Source organism: Kocuria sp. APC 4018 (genome assembly GCF_030407675.1).
GTDB classification, from domain to species: Bacteria; Actinomycetota; Actinomycetes; order Actinomycetales; family Micrococcaceae; genus Kocuria; species Kocuria rhizophila.
In genome coordinates this window covers 1-17,730 of record NZ_JASDCY010000015.1, presented here as the reverse complement: position 1 = coordinate 17,730, position 17,730 = coordinate 1, and the positions used below count along the sequence as shown (strand labels likewise).

Genomic DNA, 17,730 nt, shown 5'->3' with positions numbered 1-17,730 from the left:
AGCTCCTAGTCGTTGTCTTGCGGGTGGTTGGTTCCGGGCAGTGCAGGGGGTCGTCACAGGCCCAGGTCGGTCAGCACGGGCAGCTCCGCCCGCACCGTGTCCCGCGCCTCCTGCGGACTCGTGTCCCGCAGCGCGAGCCGTGCGATTCGCCGGGCCTGCTCCGTGTCCACGGTTCTCAGCACCGCGGCCACCGCGGCGAGCGACCGGGCGCTCATGGACAGCGAGTCCACGCCCAGGCCCACCAGCACGACCGCGAGCGCGGGATCCGCGGCGGCTTCTCCGCACACTCCCACGTTCTTGTGGGTGGCGTGCGACTGCGAGGCCGACGCCGCGCCGCGGGTCACGCACTCGACCATGCGCAGCACGGCGGGCTGCCACGGGGAGTTCAGCTCAGCCAGTGTGCCGAGCATCCGGTCCGCGGCCATCGTGTACTGGGTGAGGTCGTTGGTGCCCAGGGACACGAAGTCCACGCGGTCCAGGATCTGCTCCGCGGTCATGGCGGCGGCGGGCGTCTCGACCATCACACCGCTCACGGGCAGCCCCGCCGCGTGGACGAGCTCACGGAAGTGCGCGGCCTCGGCCACCGTGGCGATCATGGGGGCCATGACCCACACGTCCGCGGTGCTCTCGGCGGCGGCCGCGGCAATGGCCTCCAGCTGCCGGGCCAGCACGCCCGGGGTGGTCCAGTCCGTGCGGTAGCCGCGCACCCCCAGTGCCGGGTTGGGCTCCTCCGCGTCGGTGAGGAACGGCAGCGGCTTGTCCGCGCCGGCGTCAAGGGTGCGCACCACGACCTTGCGCCCCGGGAACGCGGCGAAGACCTCGGCGTAGGCATCGGCCTGCTCGGCCACGGTGGGCTCGGTGTCCCGTCCGAGGAAGCAGAACTCGGTGCGCAGCAGCCCCACGCCCTGCGCACCGGCCTCGGCGGCCGCGCGGGCGTCGTCGCCCGTTCCCACGTTGGCCAGCAGCGGGACCGCCGTGCCGTCCGCGAGCGCGCCGTGCCCGTCGAAGGACGCCAGCTGCTCGCTCGCGCGCCGCCACGCGGCCACGGCCTGCTCCTCGGTCCCGCCCGGTGCGGTGACGACCGCCCCGGCCGCCCCGTCCACATAGACGCGCGTGCCGCCGGGCAGCTCCAGCACGCCAGCCACGGCCACCACGGCGGGCAGGCCGAGGTTGCGGGCGAGGATGGCGGTGTGGGACTGCGGACCGCCGGACTCCGTCACCAGGGCCAGCACCACGTCGGGGTCGAGAACCGCCGTGTCCGCGGGCGCGAGGTCCTCGGCGGCGAGCACGAACGGCTCACGGCGCTGGGGCACGCCCGGGGCGTCCTCCCCGCGCAGCTGCGCGACGATCCGCGCACGCACGTCCTCGATGTCCGCGGCGCGGTCCGCCATGTACCCGCCCATGGCGCGCATCTGGTCCGCGTAGGCGGTCGCGGCCTGCCACAGCGCGCGCTCGGGGCTCAGCCCCTGCGACGCCACGAGCTTGCCGGCGTTCTTGGTCAGGGCGCGGTCCCCTGCCATGAGGGCGGTGGCCTTGAGCACCTCGGCTGCGGACTCCGACCGGGCGCGGGCGGCGCGCTCGGTGAGCTCGGCCTTGACCGCGAGCGCGGCGGCCTTGAGCCGGTCGACCGCCGCATCGGGGTCGCCCGTGAGTGGATCCCCCTCGGGCGGCTCCGTCACGGCCGGGGCCATGTGCACCAGGGGCGCGATGACCCGCCCCGGGCTCACGCCCACGCCGTGCAGACTCTGTTGCTCGGGCTGCTGCTCGGGGCTCTGCGGCCCCGTCCGGTTCTCGTCCATGGTTCTCAAGCTTCCACGGTCTGCGGGGTGGTGGGAACCCCGGGGGTCTCGGCGGCCCGCTTCTCGACGCCGCCCACGCGCTTGAGGAGCGTCACCAGGACAGCGGTGATCACGGTTCCCACCAGGATGGAGCCCACGAAAGCTCCGAGGCCGCCAATGACGGGCCAGATCCAGATGCCCCCGTGCGGAGCCGCGGAGGTGACGCCGAAGGCCATGGTCATGGCTCCGGTGACCACCCCGCCGGCCATGCACGCCGGGATCACGCGCAGGGGATCCGCCGCCGCGAACGGGATGGCTCCCTCGGAGATGAAGGAGGCCCCGAGCAGCCACGAGGTCTTGCCGTTCTCCCGCTCCGCCGCGGTGAAGTACTTCCGGCCCAGCACGGTGGAGGCCAGGGCCAGTCCCAGCGGGGGCACCATGCCCGCGGCGATCACGGTGGCCATGATCTCCTGGGGTGCGGTGTTGGTCGCGGTGGCGGCGCCCAGACCGGCCACGGCGAACGAGTAGGCCACCTTGTTGATGGGGCCGCCCAGGTCGGAGCACATCATGAGGCCCAGCACCGCCCCGAGCGCCACGGCGGACGCCCCGCTCATCCCGGCGAGCAGGCCGGTCAGCCACGTCATGAACGCCGCGATGGGCCCGCCGATCGCCAGGAACAGCAGCCCGCCAGCGAAGAGCGAGGCCAGCAGCGGGACGATCACCACCGGCATGAGCGAGCCCAGCCAGCGGGGCAGCCGCGGCAGGCTCAGCCAGTACGCGCACAGCCCCGCGAGCAGACCGCCCACGATGCCGCCGATGAAGCCCGCTCCCATGAAGTTGGCCACCAGACCCGCGGTGAAGCCCGGGGCGATGCCCGGCCGGTCCGCGAGCCCGTAGGCGATGTAGCCCGCGAGCGCCGGGACCAGCAGGCTCATGGAGAGGTTGCCGATCGTGAACAGCACCGCGCCCAGGTACATGGTCAGGGACACGTCCCCCAGGTTGCCCAGGGTGGCGGTGCCCAGGATGTCCTCCGCCTGCTTCGCGACGGCCACCGGGTCCGCGATCATGAACGCGATGGCCATGAGCAGACCGCCCGCGGCCACGAACGGGATCATGTAGCTCACGCCCGTCATCACGGCCTTGCGGATGCGCGTGCCCCAGCCCTCGCCCGCGGTCAGGGCATCGGCCGTGGCCGTGCCGTCACCCGTGACGCGCGGTGCGCGGGGGTCGTCCGCGGCCGCGAGCGCCTCCTCGACCATCTCGCGGGGTTCGTCGATCCCCCGCTTCACGGCCGAGGCGATGTACGGCAGGCCCGCGAAGCGGTTGCGCTCGCGCACGTCCACGTCGGTCGCGAAGATCACGGCCTCGGCGCGCGCGATCACCTGCGGATCCAGGCGGGTGGCGCCCGAGGAGCCCTGCGTCTCGACCTGCAGGTCCACCCCCATCTCCTGCGCGGTGTTGGTCAGCGCGTCCGCGGCCATGTAGGTGTGCGCGATCCCGGTGGGGCACGCGGTCACGGCCACGAGCCGGCGCGGGCCACGGGCGTCCCGCGCACCGTCCTCACCGTGGGACGACGACGCCGCGGCGCCCGCTCCCCCGGTCACCGCACCGGCCGCGGTGGCACCACCCGGGGCGGGAGCCGCGGGTGAGCCCGCCGACGAGGTGCCGTCCCCCGCGGGGCGTGCGGCGGCGTCGTCGGCCGGAGCGAGCCCCAAGGCCCCGTCCACGACGGCCACGACCTCCTCCGGGGAGGCGGCCGCGCGCAGGGAGGCTACGAACGGCTTCTTCATGAGGGAGCGCGCGAGCTTGGAGAGCAGCTTGAGGTGCTCCTGGTCCGCGCCCGCCGGGGCCGCGATGAAGAACACGATGTCCGCCGGGCCGTCCTTGGCGCCGAAGTCCACGGCAGGGGCCAGGCGCGCCATCACGAGGGTGGCCCGGGTGACGGCCTCGGAACGGCAGTGCGGGATGCCGATGCCGCCGGGGATCCCGGTCGCGTTCTTGACCTCGCGGGCGAGGGCGTCCGCCGCGAGCGAGTCGGCGTCCAGCGCGCGGCCGTTCCGGTGGACGGTCGCCGCGAGGGCGCGGATCACGCTGTCGGTGTCCCCGCCCAGCTCCCGGTCCAGCAGGACCAGGTCGGGGGTGATGAGTTCTGACATCTCGGTGCTCCTCGGGTACGGGCCGGTGCGGCGCGCAGTGGGTGGATCAGGGACGAAGACCCGCAGGCCCGCGGTCGGGACCGGGGGCGTCCGGGGCGTCGTCGGCGGGGCCGGGCGCCGACGCCGTCCCCGGTGGGTCGGCGGGCCGGGTCGTGGCGGGCTGCTTCACGACGGGCTGGGTCGCGGCGGCCCGGTGCCGTGCGGCGTCGTGGGCCGTGCCCCGCGGGGTGTGGGAGGCAGGCGGGGTGTGGGAGACCTGCGGGAACCCCGCACACGGGCCGAGCTCCGTCACGCGCACGGCGTCGGGGGTCGTCTGGGCGGCACTCGGCATCTGAGTACCGGGCAGTGCGGCGGCCGCGGACCCGTGGGCGACCGCGTGGCGCAGACACTCGCTCGGCGTGTCTCCCCGCTCGGCGGCCACGAGGTACCCGGTCAGCGCGCTGTCCCCGGCCCCCACCGTGGAGCGGACGGTGACCGGTTCGTGCACCGCGTGCCACGCGCCGTCGGCCGTGACGAGCACGGCGCCGTGGCCGCCCAGCGTGCACAGCACCGCGCCCACGCCGCGCTCCACGAGGATGCGCGCGGCATCGGCCGCGGCCCGGGGATCGGCCTCGAGCGCGTCGCCGTCCTCCCGGCCGAGCAGCTGGGCGAGCTCGTGCCCGTTGGGCTTGATGACGTCCGGCAGCACGGTCGCTCCCGGGGCCAGCGCCTCGGTCAGCGGGGCCCCGGAGGTGTCCAGGGCGTACGACGGCGCCGCGGCCCCGAGTGCCCCGCGCACCCGGGACGCGATGACCGCGTACACGTCCTGGGCGGGTCCCGGGGGCACGGAACCGGCGAACACGAGCCACGAGGCACCGGCGGCACGGCTCACGATGCGCTCCACGATCCGCTCCACGGTGCCCTCGTCCAGGGCGGGACCGGGCTCGTTGATCTTGGTGGTGGTGCCGTCCGGCTCGGTCACGGTGATGTTCGTGCGGATGGCGGCACCGGTGGACACGTTGTCGTAGCGCACCCCGGCGGCGTCGAGCCCCGCGAACAGGGGGTCGGTGTCGTCCCCCGGGGCGATGGCCACCGTGGCCGCTCCCCCGGCGGCGAGCGCCCGCGAGATGTTGATGCCCTTGCCGCCAGGGTCCTGGCGGGTGGCGTGCGCGCGCTGCACGCGGCCACGGGCCAGCGGGGCGGAGAGGTCCACCGTGCGGTCCACGGAGGGGTTGAGGGTCACGGTGATGATCATGCGACGACCACTTCCACGTCTGCGTCTTCGAGGGCCTGCGCGAGGTCCCCCACGGGTGCCCTGTCGGTGATGAAGGTGTCGATCTGCTCCAGCGAGCAGAATCGCGTGAGGGTCTCCTGGTCCTGCTTGCTGGCGTCGCACAGCACCACCACGCGGCGCGCGGCCGTCACGATCGCGGACTTCACCACCGCCTCGATGGGGTCCGGGGTGGAGAGCCCGAAGCGGGCGTGGGCGCCGTTGCAGCCCACGAACGCGAGGTCCGGTCGCAGCTGGTCGTAGTGCTGGGCCGCACGGGAACCGGTGGCCGCCCACGTGAGCTTGCGGATCCGTCCGCCCACGAGTTCGAGCCCCACGCCCTCGGCGTCCGCGAGCTTGGCCGCGATGTGAAGTGCATGGGTGATCACCAGCTGCTCCTGACCGCCCTCCAGGTGGTTGTCGCGGGACAGCATCAGCTCCGCGAGCGCCTCCACCGTGGTTCCGGCATCGAGCACCACGGCCCCGGCGCCGGCGTCCTCCAGCAGTTCGAGGGCCTTGCGGGCGATGCTGTGCTTCTGCGCGGTGGCCAGACGGTGGCGGGAGTCCATGCCCTGCTCCCCGCTCGTGGACTGGTCCACGGACACGGCTCCCCCGTGGACGCGCCGCAGCCTTCCCTGGGACTCGAGGACCGCGAGGTCCCGGCGGATGGTCTCCATGGTCACCTCGAAACGGCGGGCCAGTTCCGCGCCGTTGACCCGGCGCTCGCGGGTCACGGTGCGGGCGATCTCCTCGTGGCGTTCTGCAGCGAACATGCTCACCTCACGGACGGGGCTGCGGGTCTCACGCGTGTTGGATGTGAGCTTATGTCTGTTTATGTGGTTTTACCACCCTTTTTCCCACATTTCTCCCGTCGTCCCCGACCGAACCGTGTCCGGGCGACCGCGTATATTGGGCCCGTCATCGGCTCCGGCCGCGCTGCTCTGCGTCAGGATCGACCGTCATGCTGCTGCGCCTTCTGCGCACCCACGCCCGCCCCTACCTCCCCTGGGTGGTGGGGGTCCTGGTCTTCCAGCTGATCTCCACGATCGCCACCCTCTCCCTGCCGAGTCTCAACGCCAGGATCATCGACAACGGCGTGACCAAGGGGGACACCGACTACATCTGGAGCACCGGCGCGGTGATGCTGGCGGTTGCCCTGGTCCAGGTGGTCTCGGCCGTCGTCGCCGTGTGGTGCGGCGCCCGCACCGCGATCGGCGTGGGTCGGGACCTGCGCCGCAGCGTGTTCCTGCGGGTCGGCTCGTTCAGCGCGCGCGAGGTCGGGAGCTTTGGTGCGCCCTCGCTGATCACCCGCAACACCAATGACGTCCAGCAGATCCAGATGCTCACGCTCATGGCCCTGAACTTCATGGTCATGGCACCCATCATGTGCGTGGGCGGGATCATCATGGCCCTGCGGGAGGACCCCGGGCTGTCGTGGCTCGTGTGGGTCTCCATCCCCGTGATGGGCGTGCTGCTGGGGCTCGTGGTCTCCCGGCTCATGCCGTGGTTCCGCACCATGCAGGAGCGCATCGACGGCATCAACGGGGTGCTGCGCGAGCAGATCACCGGCATCCGCGTGATCCGCGCGTTCGTGAAGGAACCCTTCGAGACGCGGCGCTTCGCCCGTGCCAACCAGGACATCACGGACATCTCCCTCAAGATCGGCGCACTGTTCGTGCTGATGTTCCCGGTGATCAACATGGTCATGCACCTGGCCACCGCGGCCGTGCTGTGGTTCGGCGGCCAGCGCGTGGACCAGGGGCAGATCGAGGTGGGCGCCCTCACGGCGTTCCTGCAGTACATGCTCCAGATCCTGATGGCCGTCATGATGGCCACGTTCATGTTCATGATGGTCCCGCGCGCGGTGGTCAGCGCCGAGCGCATCACCGAGGTGCTGGACACCCACCCCGCCATGCACCCCCCGCAGCGGCCGGCCGCGGCCCCGCGCGCTCGCGGCAGGCTCGAGTTCCGGGACGTCACCTTCCAGTACCCCGGGGCCGAGGCCCCCGTGCTGGACGACATCTGCTTCACCGCGGAGCCCGGGCGGACCGTGGCGATCGTGGGGGCCACCGGATCCGGGAAGAGCACCCTCATCAACCTGATCCCCCGCCTCATCGACCCCGTGGGTGGCGAGGTGCTGCTGGACGGGCTGGCGCTGCCGGACTACGCCCCGGAAGACCTGGCCGGGCGGGTGGGTCTCGTCCCGCAGCGGCCCTTCCTGTTCTCGGGCACCGTGGCGAGCAACCTGCGCTTCGGGCGTGAGGACGCCACGGACGAGGAGCTGTGGGAGGCCCTGCGCGTGGCGCAGGCGGAGGACTTCGTGCGGGCCATGCCCCAGGGTCTCGACGCCCCCGTGTCCCAGGGCGGAACCAACGTCTCGGGCGGTCAGCGCCAGCGGCTCAGCATTGCCCGTGCCCTCGTGGCGCGCCCGAGCGTCTACGTCTTCGACGACTCCTTCTCCGCACTGGACGTGGCCACCGACGCCCGGCTGCGCGCGGCGCTGCGCCCGGTCACCCGGGACGCCACCGTGGTCACCGTGGCCCAGCGCGTCTCCACCATCACGGGCGCGGACGAGATCCTGGTCCTCGAACGGGGCCGCATCACCGCCCGGGGCACCCACGAGGAGCTCGTGGCGAGCAGCACCACGTACCGGGAGATCGTCACCTCCCAGCTGTCGGCAGACCAGAGCACCGGAGGCGCACTGTGAGCGAGACCCAGGAACCCGCCCGCAAGCCGCAGCAGTTCTGGCCCTCGGCCGCGCGGCTCATGAAGCTGCTCACGCCGCACAAGGCGGCCCTCACCGTGGTGGTCCTGGCCGTGGTGGTCTCGGTGGTGCTGGGCGTGTGGGCGCCGCGCGTGCTGGGACGTGCGATGGACGTGATCTTTGCCGGCGTCGTCGGCCGCTCCCTGCCCGCCGGTGCGGACCAGGAGCAGGTGGAGGCCGGGCTGCGCGCGCAGGGCCAGGACTCCACCGCGGACATGATCTCCGCCATGACCCTGGTCCCCGGCCAAGGCGTGGACTTCACCAGGCTGGGCACCCTCATCCTCACCGTGCTCGCCATGTACACCGTGGCCTCCGTGCTGATGTGGCTGCAGGGCTACGTGCTAAACCGCGTGGTGATGCGGGTGGTGTACGACCTGCGCGCCGAGGTGGAGCGCAAGATCAACGCCCTGCCGCTGAGCTACTTCGACACCCGCCAGCGCGGGGACGTGATGTCGCGGGTGACCAACGACGTGGACAACATCCAGACCGCGCTGCAGCAGACCTTCGCGCAGCTGGTCCAGGACGTCCTGACCGTGCTGGGCATCGTGGTCATGATGTTCGTGGTCTCGTGGCAGCTCGCGCTGGTGGCGCTGCTCGCGCTGCCGCTGTCCGCGGTGGCCGCAGGCGTGATCGGCACCCGCTCCCAGCGCATGTTCAAGGAGCAGTGGAAGGCCACGGGCCAGCTCAACGGGCACATCGAGGAGTCCTTCTCGGGCCACGAGCTCGTCCACGCCTACGGGCGCCAGCGTGAGATGCAGGCGCAGTTCGACGAGCGCAACGAGGAGCTCTACCGCGCCGCCTTCGGCGCCCAGTTCCTGTCCGGGACGATCATGCCCGTCATGCAGTTCATCTCCTACCTCTCCTACGTGGGCATCGCGGTGCTCGGCGGACTGCGCGTGGCCACCGGGCAGCTGACCCTGGGGGACGCCACCGCGTTCATCCAGTACTCGCGCGAGTTCACCCAGCCGCTGTCGCAGGTGGCGGGCATGGCCACCCAGCTGCAGTCCGGCATCGCGTCCGCCGAGCGCACCTTCGAGCTGCTGGACGCTCCCGAGCAGGAGCCCGAGACCCCCACCGCCCAGCTGCCCGCACGGCTGCGTGGCGAGGTGCGCTTCGAGCACGTGGACTTCTCCTACGACAAAGCCGCCCTCGCCGAGGGCGCCAAGCCCATGATCGAGGACCTCTCCCTGCACGTGGAGCCCGGACGGACCGTCGCGATCGTCGGCCCCACAGGTGCCGGGAAGACCACGCTGGTGAACCTGGTCCTGCGCTTCTACGAGATCGACGGCGGGCGGATCACCCTGGACGGAATCGACATCCGGGACCTGGCCCGCCACGACCTGCGCTCCCAGGTGGGCATGGTGCTGCAGGACGCGTGGCTGTTCAGCGGCACGATCATGGAGAACATCCGCTTCGGCCGCCAGGACGCCACGGACGAGGAGGTGGTCGCGGCGGCGCAGGCCACGTACGTGGACCGCTTCGTGCGGGCCCTGCCGGACGGCTACGACACCGTGATCAGCGAGGAGGGGTCTTCGGTCTCCGCCGGGGAGAAGCAGCTGATCACGATTGCGCGGGCCTTCCTGTCCCAGCCGTCCCTGCTGATCCTGGACGAGGCGACGTCTGCTGTGGACACCCGCACGGAGCTGCTCGTGCAGAAGGCCATGGCGGCCCTGCGGGCGCAGCGCACGTCCTTCGTGATCGCCCACAGGCTGTCCACCATCCGGGACGCGGACACGATCATCGTGATGCGTTCCGGGCGGATCGTGGAGCAGGGCTCCCACGCGGAGCTCATCGATGCCCGGGGCGCGTACGCGGAGCTGTACGAGGCCCAGTTCAACGAACCCGAACCCGGCGTGGGCGCCGACGCGGACGCCTGATCTCCGGACGGGGCACCGCGCCCCCTCCACACGCACTCGTGGCGGCTTCCCGGTGGCTCCGTCGTGCCGGTGCCGCCGGTGTGCGCGGACCCCCGATCTCGGCGCCAGGGTGCCCCGGCGCGGTGGCGCACCCGGCCGAGCGCGTCTACCGTGGTCGTGATGGTCCACCCCACAGAACGGATGTCCCCGTGACAAACTTCGCCAATGTCGAACGCCGCCACCTCGCCGCCCTGCTGCGCCGGGTCGGCCCTGATGCCCCCACGCTGTGCGAGGGGTGGGACACCCGCGACCTCGCCGTGCACCTCGCCATCCGCGATGCGCGCCCGGATGCGGTGCCCGGGATGTTCGCGCCCAAGCTCCCGCTGCTGGGCTCGCACACCAAGTCCGTGGACGGGGACTACCGCGCCATGCCGTGGGAGTCCCTCGTGGACCTCGTGGAGCGTCCCCCGCTGCACTCCCCCGGTCGCTGGTCCCCGGTGGACAAGCGTATGAACACGGGCGAGTTCTTCGTGCACCACGAGGACGTCCGCCGCGCGCAGCCGCAGTGGCACCCGCGTCAGCTGCTCCACGACGAGCAGAAGGCCCTGTGGGCCATGCTCAAGCTGGGCGGTCCGGCCATGCTCCGCAAGGAGTCCGAGTCCGTGGTGCTCCTCGCCGCGGGCTTCGGCGCCGTGCGCGGCGGCAAGAAGTCCGCCCGCCGCGTGAAGATCGTGCGCGGCGAGCCCTCGGAGCTGCTGCTGTGGGCCTTCGGACGCCGGGAGCAGGCCGCGGTGGAGATCTCCGAGGAATGACCCCCGCGCCTCGCTGACAGTCGGCCACGCTCCCCGGGGAGCGTGGCCGACGTCGTCTGCGCGGGCCGCCCGGCGCGGTCCAGTATCATGGAGCGGTCCCGTTCTCGCGGCAGCGAACCGGGGCCGCAGCGCCTCCTTAGCTCAGATGGCCAGAGCATCTGTCTTGTAAACAGAGGGTCGCCGGTTCGAATCCGGCAGGGGGCTCCACAGCGCCTGGCGCACACGAGGGGCACACGGAACACACCGTGTGCCCCTTCGCCGTTCCCCCCTGGTGCGCGCCGGGTGGTTGCCGCGCGCACGACGCCGCCGCACTCGGCAACCGGGCGACGTCCCGATCGCCAGCACCTCCTGCGGGCGCGCGGTCACCGTTCAGGGCCCCGGCCGCACCCACGACGCCGCCCCGCCCTGCCCTGCCCTGCCCCGGCACGGTTCCGACGGGGCGCAGCCCGCGCCCGATGATTCCCGGGAGCACGGGAACGGGCCCCGTTCCTGGAGGAAAAGGGCCCGTTCGGCACGGAAGCTGCGGCGCCTACTTCTTGGCGTCGACGGCCTTCTTGAGCATGTCCTCGAAAGCCCCCTCCTCGTAGCGCTTGCCGTCCACGAACATGGTGGGGGTCCCGGCCACGCCGTTGGTCACGGACTCGCGGGTGGCCACGTCCACCATGGGGCGGTAGGTGTTCTCGTCGATGTCCTCGGCGGTCACGGAGGCCCCGTGCTTCCCGGCGATCTCCGCGAGCTCCTGGTTGCTCAGACCACCGGTTCCCTGGTGGGTGAACACCTCCTGGGAGTACTCCAGGAACTGGTCCGCACTGACCTGCTCGGCCACCAGGTAGGCCGCGTTGGCGGCGCGCGAGGAGTACTGGTCGGGAGTGGCCTTGTCCAGGAAGTTGAGGTTGCGGTACTCCACGTCCAGCTTCCCCGCGTCCACGTACTTCTTGAGGAGCTCCGCGTTCTCCTTCTCGAAGTCCGCGCAGTGCACGCACTCGTAGTCCTGGAACACCACGAGCTGCACGGGCTCCCCGTTGGTGGCCGCCTTGTCCGCGTCCACGATGCCCGGGGGCGTCTTGGTGGTGTCCGGCTCCTCGGGGGCGGGCGGGAGGCTGGAGAGGTCCCGCTCCTCGACGTCCGAGGTGTTCTGCGGGATGCCGTCCTTGGTGACCGTGATGCCGCCGTACTGGTTGGCGCTCGCGGGCACGGGGCCGGCCTCGGGGATCTTGGACTTGCTGTTCTGCCACATCACCAGCCCGATGATCAGCACGATGGCCAGCACCAGGGCCACGATGCCCAGGATCAGACCGAGGGGTCGACCGCTGTGGCGGCGCGCCTGGCGGTCGGCGATCTGCCGGGCCCGCTCTCGGGCGTCCGCCGGTGAGGAACCGGCATTGTTGTTCTTGGAAACCATGGGGGCCAGGTGTCCTTCCGTGGGGCGTGGCGGGGTGTCGACAACTCGTCCTCAGGGTACCCGGCCCGGGGGTCGCCCACGACTCAGCGGGCACCCAGGGGCCTCCCCGGAACGCGCCGCCCCTGCCCGGCGGTGGTACGCCCACTTAGGATGGAGGGAAACCAGCCGGTACGCGGGAAGGGAACCAGCATGAGTGCAGAACAGTCCATGGAAGAGGTGGCCGTCCCCCGGGACGGCTACGACTTCGTCGTGGTCTCCAACCGGCTCCCCGTGGACCGGGACGTGGCCGAGGACGGCAGCAGCACCTGGCGGCGCTCCCCCGGCGGCCTGGTGAGCGCGCTCGCCCCGGTCATGGCGCAGCGCGACGGCGCGTGGATCGGCTGGCACGGCGCCTCCGACGAAACCCTGGAGCCGTTCGACCACGACGTGTTCCACCTGGTCCCGGTGACGCTCAGCGAGCTGGAGGTCACCCGCTACTACGAAGGCTTCTCCAACGCCACGCTGTGGCCGCTGTACCACGACGTGATTGCACCCCCGGAGTTCCACCGCACCTGGTGGTACGCCTACCGACGCGTCAACGAGCGCTTCGCGCGCACGGCCGCCGAGACGGCCGCGCAGGGCGCCACCGTGTGGGTGCAGGACTACCAGCTGCAGCTCGTGCCGCGCATGCTGCGCCGGTTGCGCCCGGACGTGACCATCGGGTTCTTCAACCACATCCCGTTCCCTCCCACCGAGATCTTCTCCCAGCTGCCGTGGCGCCGGGCCGTGCTGGACGGGCTCACGGGCGCGGACCTCATCGGCTTCCAGCGTCCCGGGGACGCCCAGAACTTCCAGCGGTGCGCCCGCAAGTACCTGGGTGCGCAGTTCACCAAGGGCACCGCGGTGATGTCGGAGGACACCGCGGACGGCCAGGGGACCACGTGGACCGTGCACGCCGAGTCCTACCCCATCTCGATCGACGTGGACTCCATCCAGGAGCTCGCCGACGACCCCCAGGTCCAGGCGCGGGCGCGGGAGATCCGCGAGGAGCTCGGCAACCCGGAGACCATCTTCCTGGGCGTGGACCGGCTGGACTACACCAAGGGCATCCGGCACCGCATCAAGGCCTACGGGGAGTTGCTGCACGACGGCGAGATCACGGTGGAGGACTCCGTGCTGATCCAGGTGGCCAGCCCGTCCCGCGAGCGCGTGGACTCCTACCGCCAGCTGCGCGAGCTCGTGGAGGGCATGGTGGGCCGGATCAACGGCCAGCACGACACCATCTCGCACACCGCCATCCGCTACCTGCACCACGGGTACCCGTTCGAGGAGATGGTGGCGCTGTACCTCGCGGCGGACGTCATGCTCGTGACCGCGCTGCGGGACGGGATGAACCTCGTGGCCAAGGAGTACGTGGCCGCCCGCCGGGACCGCTCCGGCGCGCTCGTGCTGTCCGAGTTCACGGGTGCGGCCGAGCAGCTGAAGCAGGCCATCCTGGTCAACCCGCACGACATCGACGGTCTCAAGGAGGCCATCCTGCACGCGCGGGACATGCCCGCGACCGAGGCCCGCAAGCGGATGGCGTCCATGCGCCGTCAGGTCCTCACGCACGACGTCGTGGACTGGTCCCAGCGCTTCCTCGACGACCTCGCGGCCCACGCCGGCGGCGCGGGCGGACCGGAGCACGACGCCGCACGGCCGGGTGACGCGGCGAGCGGAGCCGACCGTGGGTGACGGGGTCGAGGCCGCGCTCGACGCCGCGGCGGAGGCCGAGAGCCTGCTCGTGGCACTGGACTTCGACGGCACCCTGGCTCCGTTCACCGAACGCCCCGAGGACTCGCGTCCCCTGCCCGCGGCCCGGGACGCCCTGGATGCCCTGGCACGGCTGCCCCGCACCACGGTGGCCGTGATCTCGGGGCGTCCTCTCGACTTCCTGCGCACCGTGGTGGATCCTGACCGCGCCATGGTGCTCTCGGGATCGCACGGTGCCGAGGTGGATCTCGGTGCGGCCCCCGGCGCGGACGGCGGCACCGAGATCGTCCTGGACCCGCAGCAGCGTGAGCTCCTGGCACGTGCCGTGGCGGCCACCGAGGCGATCGTGGCGCGCTACCCGGGCTCGCGGGCGGAGCACAAGCCCGCGGGCGTCGCGTTCCACACCCGCCCCATCGCCGATCCGGAGGTGGCGCAGCGCGCCCTGGCGGACATGAGGAACGCCTATGCCGCGGTGCCGGGGCTGCGCGTGACCCCGGGGCAGCAGGTGGTCGAGTGCTCGGTGCTCAGCGCCACCAAGGGCGACGGCCTCGACACCATCCGCGCCGCGGTGCGCCCGGACGTCACGGTCTTCGCCGGGGACGACGACACGGACGAGGACGCCCTGGCCGTCCTGGGCCCTCGCGACGTGGGCATCAAGGTGGGCGCCAAGGACTCCTTGGCGCCGTGGCGCGTGGCGGATCCCGCAACCCTCGCCGAGGCACTCGCGGACCTCGTGCGGCGTCGTGCCCGGGCCCTGGGCCACGCCGGCTGACATGGCCGACACCCAGCAGCCGGGAACTTCGACCCCCGCGCACCCGCCGCGCGGCGTGTCCATCAGCACGGCCTTTCCCGATCCCGGGCTGCTCGAGCTGCCGTGGGACGTGCCGCTCGAGAAATGGCCGCCCGAGGTGCTCGCCGCGTACCCGCGCGGGCTGTCCCGTCACGTAGTGCGCTTCGCCCGCGTGGGTGAGCGCGTGGTGGCAGTGAAGGAGACCACCGCGCACTACGCCCGGCGGGAGTACGGACTGCTGCGGAGGCTGCAGCGCATGGGAACCCCCTCGGTGGTCCCGGACTCGGTCGTCACGGACCGGTGCTCAGCGGACGGCGAGCCGCTGCCGGCGGCCCTCGTGACCGACCACCTGAGCTTCTCGCTGCCCTACCGCGCGATCTTCGAGCAGGTTCCCTCCCCCGGGACCATCGAGCGTCTCGTGGACGCGCTGGCCCTGCTGATCGTGCAGCTGCACCTGTCCGGCTTCTACTGGGGGGACGTCTCGCTGTCCAACACGCTGTTCCGCCGGGACGCCGGGGAGTTCGCCGCCTACCTCGTGGACGCGGAGACCGGTGAGCTGCATCCCCGGCTCACGCGCGGGCAGCGGGAGTACGACATCGACCTCGCCCGTACCAACGTGGCCGGGGAGATCATGGACCTGCTGGCCGGTGAGCACATGCAGCAGCGGCTCTCGGAGGAGGGGGTGGACCCCGGGTCGGTGGACCCGTTCGTCGTCTCGGACCGGCTCGTGGAGACCTACAACGGGCTGTGGGAGGAGCTGACTGCCACCGAGGTGTTCTCCGTGGCGGAGCGCTGGCGCGTCCAGGCCAGGGTGGAGCGGCTCAACGACCTCGGATTCGACGTGGAGGAGGCCTCCCTGGACTCCGACGAGGCCGGCCGCGTGCACCTGCGTCCGAGGGTGGTGGAGCCCGGGCACCACAGCCGCAGACTCCTGCACCTCACGGGGCTGAACACCCAGGAGAACCAGGCCCGGCGGATCCTCACGGACATCGACCAGTTCGGTCACGCCCTGTACCCGGGTCTTCCCGAGGACCTCACGGCGCAGCTGTGGATGCGGGAGATCTTCGCGCCCATCATGTCCGCTGTCCCCGCCGAGCTGCACCGCAAGCGCGAACCTGCGCAGATCGTCCACGAGGTCCTGGAGCACCGCTGGTTCATGTCGGAGAAGGCGGGCGAGAACGTGGCCACCGCGGCCGCGGCGCAGGACTACGTGAAGTCCTACCTGGCGCAGCGCCCGGACGAACGGGACGTCTTCTAGTCCGTCTCCGGGGGCACGCAGATCAGGTCGGTCACGGCCCGGTGCACGCGCTCTGTCCACTGCTCGTCCAGTGATCCGTACCGCGCCACGTGGGCGTACGCGGCTCCCAGGATGAAGTCCACCACCATGTCCAGGTCCACGGAGGCCCGGATCAGCCCGCGGTCCCGGTCCCGCTGCAGCAGGGAACGCAGCGCATCCATCCGAGGGCGGACCACCGAGGAGCGCAGCACCTGGGCCGTCGCTGACCCCGGCTCCTGCAGCAGCGTGATCGCCACCCCCAGGCCCATGTCCCGCAGCAGCAGCTCCACGGCCTCCGTGAGCGCCTGCTCCCACGTGGCGTCCTCCGGCAGGGAGCCCGCCGCCGCGGCCGTGTGCTTCAGGGCCGCCTCGAGCAGCTGAGGACTGTTGTCGTAGCGCCGGTAGATCGAGGTCTTGGCCACGCCCGTGAGGGCCGAGACCGCCTCGATCGTCACCCGCTGCGGACCACCCTCCCGGAGCAGGCGCAGTGCCCCGGCCACGATCCTGCGGTCGGTCCGGGCCGTACGGGGGTCCACGGACTCACTCGCGACGGCCTGCGGGTCCGGCTCGGGGGGCCGCGGGCGCGCTGCTGGAGCACTGGTGCTGTCGGTCACGGGGCTCCTCCGGGTGTCGGTGCGGTTGGTTCACGGGCAGTGGACGGGTGGTTCACAAGCGGTGGGCGGACCGCCCTCGGTCCGTGGGCGGGACGCGGTGCAGGCTCGGGGAGCGCCCGCTCCGCCGCAGACGGGAGCGGGCGGCGTCGTCCGCCACGGCAGGCCACCAGGACCACCGCACCCCACCCGCGCGGCGGGCACCGGCCCACCGCGCACGCTGCCGCACCACGTGGCCGACCACGCACCCCCGCCGGAGGCGACGCCTCCACCTCGTGGGCATCCGTGGCCCGCCCGGTCCAGGGCGTGGCCCGCCCGGCCCGGGGCGGCAGACTGCGGACCCCGTCCGCGCGGCTCCCCGCAGGTCAGCCCGCAGGTCCACTCAACGCTACGCCTACCGTAGTGTATCTTGGGGGCATGCTTACCGCTCTCGTGACCGGTGGGACGTCAGGCATCGGTGCCGCGTTCGCACGCTCCCTCGCCCGCAGGGGCTTCAACCTGATCCTGGTCGCACGGGACGAGGACCGCCTCGCCCGCACGGCGAACGACCTCACTGACGAGCACGGCATCCACGTCGAGACCGTGGGGGCCGATCTGGCCGTCGCGGAGGATCTCGCCAGGGTCGCGCGGCGCATCGAGGACCCCGACCGCCCGGTCGACATGGTGGTCAACAATGCGGGCTTCTCCGTCAAGACTCCCTACGCGGACAAGGACTTCGCCCGGCACGAGATGGGGTTCGACGTCATGTGCGCCGCAGTGGCGCGCCTCTCCGGCGCGGCGGCCCGCGCGATGACCGCCCGTGGAACGGGGTGGATCGTCAACGTGTCGAGCGTCTCCGGATACGTCACTATGGGCGAGTACTCCGCCATCAAGGCCTACGCCACGAGCATGACCGAGTCCCTGGCCGTGGAGCTGCACGGCACGGGAGTCCAGGTCACTGCCCTGCTGCCGGGATGGGTCCGCACCGAGTTCCACAGCCGCGCGGGCATCGCCGGCTCCTCGATCCCCGACTTCATGTGGCTGGACGCGGACCGCCTGGCGGAGGAGGCTCTCGCGGACATCGCGCGGGGCAAGGTCATCTCCATCCCCACGCTGCGCTACAAGGTCATGGCCACCACCATGCGCCACCTTCCCCGTCCCGCTGTCCGCTGGGTCTCCCGTCAGATCTCGGGAATCCGACGCCGCGAGATCCAGGCCTGATCCCGTGTCGCGTTCCCAGGAACCTGCCGAGAACGACTCCGCCAAGCCGGCACGCCCCCGAAAGGCCAGGGAACCGCAGCCCCGCCCCCGGGGGCTGGACTCCCT

Annotated in this window: 13 protein-coding genes and 1 tRNA gene; 8 read left to right on the top strand and 6 right to left on the bottom strand. The window is 71.9% G+C overall.

Features of this window, described 5'->3' with window-relative positions; genetic code table 11:
• Positions 1–53: 53 nt before the first annotated feature.
• From ptsP to QL985_RS04470, 4 genes are read right to left on the bottom strand one after another with little or no spacing between them, the layout of a single operon-like run.
• Positions 54–1,799 (bottom strand): phosphoenolpyruvate--protein phosphotransferase, encoded by a 1,746-nt coding sequence (ptsP, locus tag QL985_RS04485; RefSeq protein WP_257745040.1) that lies wholly within the window; start codon positions 1,797–1,799, stop codon positions 54–56.
• Between the two features lie 5 nt (positions 1,800–1,804).
• Entirely contained in the window at positions 1,805–3,934 is a 2,130-nt protein-coding gene (locus QL985_RS04480) for a fructose-specific PTS transporter subunit EIIC (protein WP_249494297.1), read from the bottom strand.
• 46 nt (positions 3,935–3,980) lie between these two features.
• Entirely contained in the window at positions 3,981–5,168 is a 1,188-nt protein-coding gene (locus QL985_RS04475) for a 1-phosphofructokinase family hexose kinase (protein WP_257745039.1), read from the bottom strand.
• Entirely contained in the window at positions 5,165–5,956 is a 792-nt protein-coding gene (locus QL985_RS04470) for a DeoR/GlpR family DNA-binding transcription regulator (RefSeq protein WP_047979097.1), read from the bottom strand. The genes QL985_RS04475 and QL985_RS04470 overlap by 4 nt, the downstream gene beginning before the upstream one ends.
• Positions 5,957–6,144: 188 nt before the next feature.
• Here QL985_RS04470 and QL985_RS04465 point away from each other — a divergent pair, with 188 nt between their 5' ends.
• The 4 genes from QL985_RS04465 to QL985_RS04450 all read left to right on the top strand — a co-directional run bounded on the left by QL985_RS04465 (position 6,145) and on the right by QL985_RS04450 (position 10,822).
• The gene (locus tag QL985_RS04465; RefSeq protein ID WP_059281778.1) at positions 6,145–7,890 is read left to right on the top strand and encodes an ABC transporter ATP-binding protein; all 1,746 of its coding nucleotides are present in this window, start codon (positions 6,145–6,147) and stop codon (positions 7,888–7,890) included.
• The gene (locus QL985_RS04460) at positions 7,887–9,824 is read left to right on the top strand and encodes an ABC transporter ATP-binding protein (RefSeq protein WP_121241925.1); all 1,938 of its coding nucleotides are present in this window, start codon (positions 7,887–7,889) and stop codon (positions 9,822–9,824) included. Before QL985_RS04465 ends, QL985_RS04460 begins: the two co-directional genes overlap by 4 nt.
• 188 nt (positions 9,825–10,012) lie before the next feature.
• On the top strand, positions 10,013–10,615 hold the full coding sequence (locus QL985_RS04455) for a TIGR03085 family metal-binding protein (RefSeq protein ID WP_019310264.1): 603 nt from the start codon (positions 10,013–10,015) through the stop codon (positions 10,613–10,615).
• Positions 10,616–10,745: 130 nt separating this feature from the next.
• Positions 10,746–10,822 (top strand) — tRNA-Thr (locus QL985_RS04450).
• Positions 10,823–11,144: 322 nt separating this feature from the next.
• On the opposite strand, the gene QL985_RS04445 is transcribed toward QL985_RS04450, so the two are convergent.
• The gene (locus QL985_RS04445) at positions 11,145–12,017 is read right to left on the bottom strand and encodes a thioredoxin domain-containing protein (RefSeq protein WP_019310265.1); all 873 of its coding nucleotides are present in this window, start codon (positions 12,015–12,017) and stop codon (positions 11,145–11,147) included.
• 189 nt (positions 12,018–12,206) lie between these two features.
• Here QL985_RS04445 and QL985_RS04440 point away from each other — a divergent pair, with 189 nt between their 5' ends.
• The 3 genes from QL985_RS04440 to QL985_RS04430 are packed head-to-tail and all read left to right on the top strand — an operon-like array spanning position 12,207 to position 15,796.
• Positions 12,207–13,730, top strand: coding sequence for a trehalose-6-phosphate synthase (locus tag QL985_RS04440; protein WP_019310266.1), 1,524 nt, complete (start codon positions 12,207–12,209; stop codon positions 13,728–13,730).
• A complete protein-coding gene (gene otsB / locus QL985_RS04435; protein WP_257745037.1) occupies positions 13,723–14,520 on the top strand; it encodes a trehalose-phosphatase in 798 nt (265 codons plus the stop codon). The genes QL985_RS04440 and otsB overlap by 8 nt, the downstream gene beginning before the upstream one ends.
• A gap of 1 nt (position 14,521) precedes the next feature.
• Positions 14,522–15,796 (top strand): DUF4032 domain-containing protein, encoded by a 1,275-nt coding sequence (locus QL985_RS04430; protein WP_257745036.1) that lies wholly within the window; start codon positions 14,522–14,524, stop codon positions 15,794–15,796.
• Here the strand turns inward: QL985_RS04430 and QL985_RS04425 are convergent.
• Positions 15,793–16,428: a TetR/AcrR family transcriptional regulator gene (locus QL985_RS04425; RefSeq protein WP_019310269.1), complete on the bottom strand. Its 636-nt coding sequence runs from the start codon at positions 16,426–16,428 to the stop codon at positions 15,793–15,795. The genes QL985_RS04430 and QL985_RS04425 overlap by 4 nt on opposite strands.
• Positions 16,429–16,842: 414 nt before the next feature.
• Here QL985_RS04425 and QL985_RS04420 point away from each other — a divergent pair, with 414 nt between their 5' ends.
• Complete coding sequence (locus tag QL985_RS04420; protein ID WP_019310270.1) at positions 16,843–17,625, top strand: SDR family oxidoreductase; 783 nt, start codon at positions 16,843–16,845, stop codon at positions 17,623–17,625.
• Positions 17,626–17,730 lie beyond the last annotated feature (105 nt).

Bases quoted from the DNA above. Each gene is read 5' to 3' on its own strand.
- QL985_RS04430 (WP_257745036.1), top strand. From the start codon at position 14,522: ATGGCCGACACCCAGCAGCCGGGAACTTCGACCCCCGCGCACCCGCCG.
- QL985_RS04475 (WP_257745039.1), bottom strand. From the start codon at position 5,168: ATGATCATCACCGTGACCCTCAACCCCTCCGTGGACCGCACGGTGGAC.
- QL985_RS04440 (WP_019310266.1), top strand. From the start codon at position 12,207: ATGAGTGCAGAACAGTCCATGGAAGAGGTGGCCGTCCCCCGGGACGGC.
- QL985_RS04445 (WP_019310265.1), bottom strand. From the start codon at position 12,017: ATGGTTTCCAAGAACAACAATGCCGGTTCCTCACCGGCGGACGCCCGA.
- ptsP (WP_257745040.1), bottom strand. From the start codon at position 1,799: ATGGACGAGAACCGGACGGGGCCGCAGAGCCCCGAGCAGCAGCCCGAG.
- QL985_RS04420 (WP_019310270.1), top strand. From the start codon at position 16,843: ATGCTTACCGCTCTCGTGACCGGTGGGACGTCAGGCATCGGTGCCGCG.
- QL985_RS04480 (WP_249494297.1), bottom strand. From the start codon at position 3,934: ATGTCAGAACTCATCACCCCCGACCTGGTCCTGCTGGACCGGGAGCTG.
- QL985_RS04465 (WP_059281778.1), top strand. From the start codon at position 6,145: ATGCTGCTGCGCCTTCTGCGCACCCACGCCCGCCCCTACCTCCCCTGG.
- QL985_RS04470 (WP_047979097.1), bottom strand. From the start codon at position 5,956: ATGTTCGCTGCAGAACGCCACGAGGAGATCGCCCGCACCGTGACCCGC.